Source organism: Cryptocyanus atlanticus LEGE 06306 (genome assembly GCF_056633155.1).
Genome location: NZ_JBSJOZ010000025.1, coordinates 1 through 6782, shown reverse-complemented (window position 1 = coordinate 6782; position 6782 = coordinate 1). Strand labels below are relative to the sequence as shown.

Genomic DNA, 6782 nt, shown 5'->3' with positions numbered 1-6782 from the left:
CTCAAGAGCGGTCAACCTGATTGGCGCGACCCCTCAACCAGATTGTCGTCGGACAATAGAGGGCCTGATCCACACGGCGCCGGGGCTCCAGGATTGAGGGCAGGAAGCTGCCTGCTCTCAGTTTGGGGATGCTCAGCGCGATGTCGCCCGCCTGGGTGGCCAGGGTTCGAAGCCTGTGGCCGTTGCGGTAGCCGAGTCGGTCCTCGCTGCGCTCATGGCGGTCAGCGCCGAGCACCACAGCGACTTCCAGCTCGATCAGTCGCTGCAGGCCGTGACGCACCAGCTCCGGGATCAGCTCCCCGGCGGTGCTGCCATTCAGTAGCGGCGCCAGGGCTGAGGCGCCAGAATCCGGTTTGGGCATGGTTCGTCTGGTTGAGGTGGTTCTCAAACCAGGGAAACGGGCCTGCCTGCCCACCCCTTGCAACGACTGGCGTCTGAGGAGCGGTCAGCCAGCCCCGGCTACGCCGGGGCTGGGCACTCAGCATTTACACCAACTGGAGGGACGCCACTTAGCACTGCTGATACTGCGATAAATTAAGTCGCATTCTGCACGGAGGATGCGGAAGGCTGACCAGCGCCGCGCACCGGCAGAAGGTGATCGAACTGATCAGCAAGGCAATAGCTGCTGGCGACAGCCTGGTGAGTGCCTGCGGTGAGATCGGCATCTGCCTGCGAACCCACAAACGCTGGCGCAAGGCCTCTCTGGGTTATGGGGACAGCCATAGAGGTTAACGATGGGCCCTGTCAAGAAATACCAGACCACCTCAATCAAGGCCCTATGCGGGAAAAGGTGCGTGAATTAAATGGCATACATCGTATTGTCATAGGGTTATTGCAAAATACGATGCTACAGTAGATCAATGCTTTGATTAGATCTTCTTGAATAGATATAACGGTCCATGATTCTAAGATTTCATTAGTTATGCAGGAAATACAAAAGCTTGAACTTTAACGATTTCCCTCATAGGCTATATGTAGATCAAGCTATCCAGGGAAAGAAAGACATGACTTGAAGAGACTTTAGACATTGCATTTAAATATCCTGTATGCGTACCAGCCTCGGCAGACTTTAGAGATACGATAACCAGAGAACTGCTTCCAGTCTCTGACATGTCCAAGACATTTGCGTAACCATACTCAAAGTGTAATAAGCTATCCTCGTGGCTGGCAGCTAAATACATCGATCGAGCATTCATCGAGCTAGCTGCCCACCCCATGTACGGGGCATCACTGACGAGTAGTGCACCTGGATATGAAAAGGTCTCCGATAACTCGGCCAAGGATGGATAACTAAATAGGATTCGACTCGAATTTATCTCAAGCTGATCAACAAGCTGCAAGAACGCAGGAAGGCCATTATCCGAATCGAGTGAGTGCCTACATGGAAGGACACGAAAGGCGTAGTACCTACATAATATATTAACTAATGCACTTAACGCATCAAAGCATGGCCTACTGGCAAGAAACGTGCCAGGCTGGGATAGCAGTAGAATACATGGTTTCACTGGTGTGGTTAAATCTAGGCTGCTATGCTGTTCCTGTCGAAACGTTAGTCCAACATTGGACTTTTGCACAGTGGACTGAGATGTATTGGCATACATACAAGCACCGGTCAATATCTGTGGAATTAAAAGGACGGGAGAACCACTAAACTCAAATGAAACAGGCGAGAGTAAGTCATCGACAGAGCAAATTGCTAGTCGAATATGCTGATCTATTACAGCCTTAGCAAAGACTTTGCTATCTTCCAAGTATCTAATAATTGAGTACTGCGTTCCGGAAAGGACTGCGCAATCAATACTATCTAAAACTGATAAAGAAAGCGGATGAGGCGTCTCAAAACATGAATAAGGAGATAAGTCCTTAAACAGTAGCCTTTTTAGCACATCCTCGCCCGAAGAAGCTGGAGTAGATATATTAAGCAAGAAGAAGCCATCCATAACCTGGCTTACTGACACACTTGAATGCATAAAGAACTGATAGTAAGAGGAAATGATCTCCAACTGCCAGTAGGCGTAGAGGCTGCAATTAGAAGATAAAGTCATGATACATTCATGAAGTAGCGCGTAAATTTCATCAACAGGTAATATAGTCCCCACAAGCAGCAGAAACTCGTTCGACAATCTCTGATAGAGCCATCGAGCACCGATACGCCTGAGCATCGTATAGATTTAAGAGAATAACAAACTGACCTTCCATCACGAACGCATCAGATACGTAGCAAACGTTACTATTCTTCCAAAATCCGGATGCTTTAGTAGCATTAGAAAGTCGATTATCAATTGACAAAAAAGGCGTCTGATTGAAGCCAAGAAAGCTACCAGTCACATTGTCCACAGAGTATAAGTACTGATAGTAGGAGTACCCACTACGTCTAACATGAAATAGGCCAATACTTATATCAATTCCCGCGGCAGTGTCCAACAGATTAACTAAGTGACAGCTATTTCTAGGCGTAGCACCTAAGAGTTCGGCTATTGAAAGGTTAATAACGGGAGAGGACTTTTGTTCTTCCAAGCAGCTATTGGTCGACGAGGCTTTGACAAAGACCCTATAAGGATCCAATGAGTATATTATTCTAAATGCATGTACAGAATCCCAAACTGCCCAGTTCTTTTCAAACGTAGTCGGAACCCGTGGCTCTATACGTGATTCAAGACAAAGGAAGCCGTTGAAGACGATCAACCTGGACGAAAGGTCGATTGTGCATTTACACTGAGTTACGATCATGCCCGTTCCAGTATTGTTTTCGTGGAAGTCTTGTTTAGATAATGAGGATCTAGCGTTATGCGAAGGAAGAAATAAAGCACAGCTTGCGGAGAAGTCAGAAGCTGTATTGTATAAGCGAATATCCTCAATCCACGACATATCAGGGAAGCCTACAGGAGTTAGCTCAAAGACGTCAGCATGGGTATCAGTATTAGTATAATACGCTGCCAATATGGAATTCTGAGTTCTAAAAGAATCGACTAGTCGACCCGACCATGCTAAATAGTTTGGCTCATAACGCCACACGAGAAGAGTGCCTCTACTTTTAGTACGTAGACTCGGATTTAAAATCCCAGAATTATGCGTATTTTCAGCACGCATCGACTTAGAACATAACGCAAGCGAGGCTATATCAATCCAGCTTCTGAAAATTTGCAAACTACTAAGTTGAGTGGCCCAGCCCTTGAGTCCAAGATATTCACTTTGTGTAATAGGACTATAGCTCGTGGTCGCACCTACATGCCTATCTGGAATGAGCCTAGTATCTATAAGAACATTCTTGTCATCACTTAAGCCCTCCTTGGCAACATGATGTCGCTTATCCGAACTAAGTCTAATACTAGCACTAGACTCGAAACCATTATACGATAAAGAAGATAAAGTATCGACGACTCCTAGCCAATGATATGTCGATAAGGTTGAGTTCATTATTTCATGGAGGGGATTGCATCCCTCAGTTGAGTCATAAATAGCAATGGCAAAACAAGGGATGTTTCTGGATATCGAGATTACAGGCCGACTAGATAGACTTGGTAGATTTGAAAGATCCCACCAAGAACATGAACTTGGTGAGACTTTCTTGCTGCGCCCTGTAAGCTGAACCTGGTAAATCACTTTTGGAATACTATTTTTAATACGCAACACGAAAAATCTTGTAAGTACATCTGCAAGAAGACCCCCGTCTACAACAGAATAAGCAGATGAATCGTAAAGTATCCAGATATTAAGCTTACTTCGCCCTACTTGACTAATACTAAAGTAGCTGGAAGTCAGTCTTTCTGATACTTTGAATGTTCTTATAAGTGATGGTTTATCAGTAGTTGCACAACTTTCGAGTGTAGGTTCATAGTCGACTATGCTATCTTGGGAAGTCTGGCTACTGGTATGTCCAGCTGCGCCAATATAATAGTCCAACTGCTTCTCTGGAGCTAGCGCAATAGAGTTAACCAAGTGATATATACTAGGTAGTGTATCGTGGGAATTTTCGCTATAGGATGCCGCGAGTAGTGATATCCAGTCAACGCCAAACTCGAGTGATCTAAGTGACTGGGAAAAAAGCTTTATCCCAAGATACATAGACTTAAAATACATTAGGCCGTACAGGGCTAGATATGGATTCGTGTCTGGTGACGTGATATCGCCGTTGCAGTCTTCTAGTGATGCCTCAACTAGACGTAGAATCTGGTAGTCTATATCTTCCATGCGAGCACTGACAAAGTCATCACTCCCCCAGTCTCGAATAGAGGCAAATAGATTCTCAAGTAGACCAGAATAGTCTGCTTTAATGCCTTTGTACAACATTCCGGCATGAATAGAGCTAAGTAGTTCTGATGCCAACTGTGGGTTGATTTTCACAAGTGTCAATCCGCCTTAATAGTGGGATGTTGATTATACTCTAAAAAGTTTAGAGCATAATAGTTTCTTTCAGATTCGCGACACAGTTTCAACTTAATGAAGTCACCGTATATGTTGCCGCAACTCTCACCATATTGCAAAAGCTTCTTTTCAGTGCGTCTAAATATAGGCTGGGAAATCAGCCTATACAGAAGAGATAGTTCATTGGATTTAATCTCTAGTATCTGATCAAAGATTAGGCAGACACAGTAATTAAGTGTTGATACACCTATGACATCAGAATGCTTAAGTCCAATACCAAGAGTAACTGCTGTAAAAGAAAAATAGTTTGCTAAATGTCCTATAGAGCATTCTCTTAGGCGTGGAGCGTATAGGAGAAAAGTTTCAGTTCGTTTGAGACGCAATGAGGCTTCTGTAAGCCAGTAAAGGAACCACTCATTCTTGGAATCATGTTCAAGGCTTCTAACTAGGAAGTCTAAGTACATTTCATTATTTTTTTTAAGCCCTTCAAGTAAGCCACGTAACGCAATATTCCAGCCACTACTATCTCCACATTCGTCCAGAGCTTCAAGACTAGTTGTCATTCTTACAATGTCTTGTGATCTGTAGTCACTCAAACAATCATCTATACGGTGTCTAATGTATTTTGTGGAATCTACTGCAACAGTGCTCGTCATAGTGTTCTCGTTGCAGTACAAAGACTCTTTGCAGGGTTCGCTAGTTTCAATGTCTTTCTTGTGAGCCAGTATAGTATCGCTGTTGTTCTGCTGCTCAAGGTGGGTCATTAATTCAATCCAGTCTTCTTGGTTATATGGATTTATCAGTATGCGAAGCTGAACTACTTGGATAATGTTTCTTGCCTGCTTCATATCCATGATCAGTATTTAACGGCTTCTGTGACCATCACTCCTGGGAGGTCTGAACCTAGAACTCCGTGCTTCCAGCTAGCCACATGATACAAATAGGTCTCAGAAAATCCCGCTGCCTTAAGTTGTTCGACCATCTCCCAACCTGGGATGCGATATACCAGTGCCCCCACTTGCGGCCGTATAGGATCTCCATGAATTTCTACCTCGGCCAAATGCTGTATTTGCCCACTGGCCGGATCATGGACTGCTTTGATGATTGATTCGCGTTGACCAAAAGCCAGTGGACAGGTAGCAACTAGCCGACCACCTGGTCGGAGAACCCTAAATATCTCATGGAATGCGAGATCTAAATCCTTAACGTGCTCAAACAGCTCATTGCATAGAACTAGATCGAAGCTCCCGTCTGAGAAGCTCAATTCGCAGAGGTCTTGATGGACTATGTCGTTAGTTCCAAGCTCAGAATCACTAAGATACTCACTACAGATGAGGCTTTCATCTCCAAGGTGGCGTCTCATCCATATTGCGAAGCTGCTGAGGGCCTCTACAAGATAGATACTCTGCTGGCTTAGAAACTGAATTGATCTAAAGGTTTGCTCTAACACAAGTAGCATAGCCCTGTTGCGGCTCAGTAAGCCATTAGCGATTATTGATTCGCGATAATTTGTCCCTTGGATATCGATTTCCTCGGGCCGTATATGTTCAGCCGTGAAGGGTTCTAAAAATCCTAGAGCCTTAATAGTCTTGACACAGTCATCAACATGGCCACCTAGTTCAAGCAAGCCAAGAAGCTCGGCTTGAAAAGTTTCAAAGCAATCATAACGCTTTCTTAAATCATGTAGCGAGAGAACCTCCGCGCTCGGTACTAATGCGGTGAGCCTAGGGGCTTGAATCAAGACTGATGGTCGCATCTGTAGCACATCTTAGACATGCTTTCTTGGCTTTGCCAACCCGGCAGTGCGCACTCACTGACGTGGATTGCGTCTATTAAGGAGTTCGGCCCCTGACATCGTAAACTCTGTGCGGGAGTAAATTGCTTTGGACTCAATGTAGAGCACTAGATGAGTTATGCCTTCCATAGAGTTGTGTGATCTTACATGGCCGTACCTCTAGGGAGACTCTGGAAAAGCCAACCCGACTACGGGACAATGACCTTGTGATCGCAGGTAAGGGCTGGGTTCATGGGCGGCAAGCAGCTCGGGTTTGGTGACTAGGAACAATCCACGGCCAAGAAGCGGACCAAACGTGAGCGTTTTCTTTCTGAGATGGAGGCGGTGGTGCCCTGGAAGGCGCTCATCGATCTGATCGAGCCCCATTACCCCATAACCAGCTCCAAAGGCGGACGCCCGGCTTATCCGCTGGCCACCATGCTGCGGATCCACCTGATGCAGCAGTGGTACTCACTCAGCGATCCAGCGATGGAGGATGCCCTGATCGAGGTGCCCACGATGCGGCGCTTTGCCGGGATCGACCTGGTCAGCGAGCGCATCCCGGATGAGACGACAATCCTTGCATTTCTGTCCGACGACAATCTGGTTGAGGGGTCGCGCCAATCAGGTTGACCGCTCTTGA

Annotated in this window: 2 protein-coding genes and 2 pseudogenes; 1 reads left to right on the top strand and 3 read right to left on the bottom strand. The window is 45.9% G+C overall.

Going from position 1 to position 6782, the window contains the following annotated elements:
• Nucleotides 1-55 precede the first annotated feature (55 nt).
• The 3 genes and pseudogenes from ACWJI7_RS13925 to ACWJI7_RS13915 all read right to left on the bottom strand — a co-directional run.
• Nucleotides 56-361: pseudogene (locus tag ACWJI7_RS13925) on the bottom strand (transposase); the annotation flags it as partial.
• 3988 nt (nt 362-4349) lie between these two features.
• On the bottom strand, nt 4350-5213 hold the full coding sequence (locus tag ACWJI7_RS13920) for a hypothetical protein (RefSeq protein ID WP_479938789.1): 864 nt from the start codon (nt 5211-5213) through the stop codon (nt 4350-4352).
• Nucleotides 5214-5221: 8 nt separating this feature from the next.
• The gene (locus tag ACWJI7_RS13915) at nt 5222-6106 is read right to left on the bottom strand and encodes a class I SAM-dependent methyltransferase (RefSeq protein WP_479938788.1); all 885 of its coding nucleotides are present in this window, start codon (nt 6104-6106) and stop codon (nt 5222-5224) included.
• A gap of 285 nt (nt 6107-6391) precedes the next feature.
• Between ACWJI7_RS13915 and ACWJI7_RS13910 the strand changes: the two are divergent.
• Nucleotides 6392-6727, top strand: a pseudogene (locus ACWJI7_RS13910) (transposase); the annotation flags it as partial.
• Between the last annotated feature and the right edge of the window lie 55 nt (nt 6728-6782).

What these genes read in the sequence shown, in the direction of transcription:
- ACWJI7_RS13920 (WP_479938789.1), bottom strand. Translation starts at nt 5,213, where the DNA reads ATGAAGCAGGCAAGAAACATTATCCAAGTAGTTCAGCTTCGCATACTG.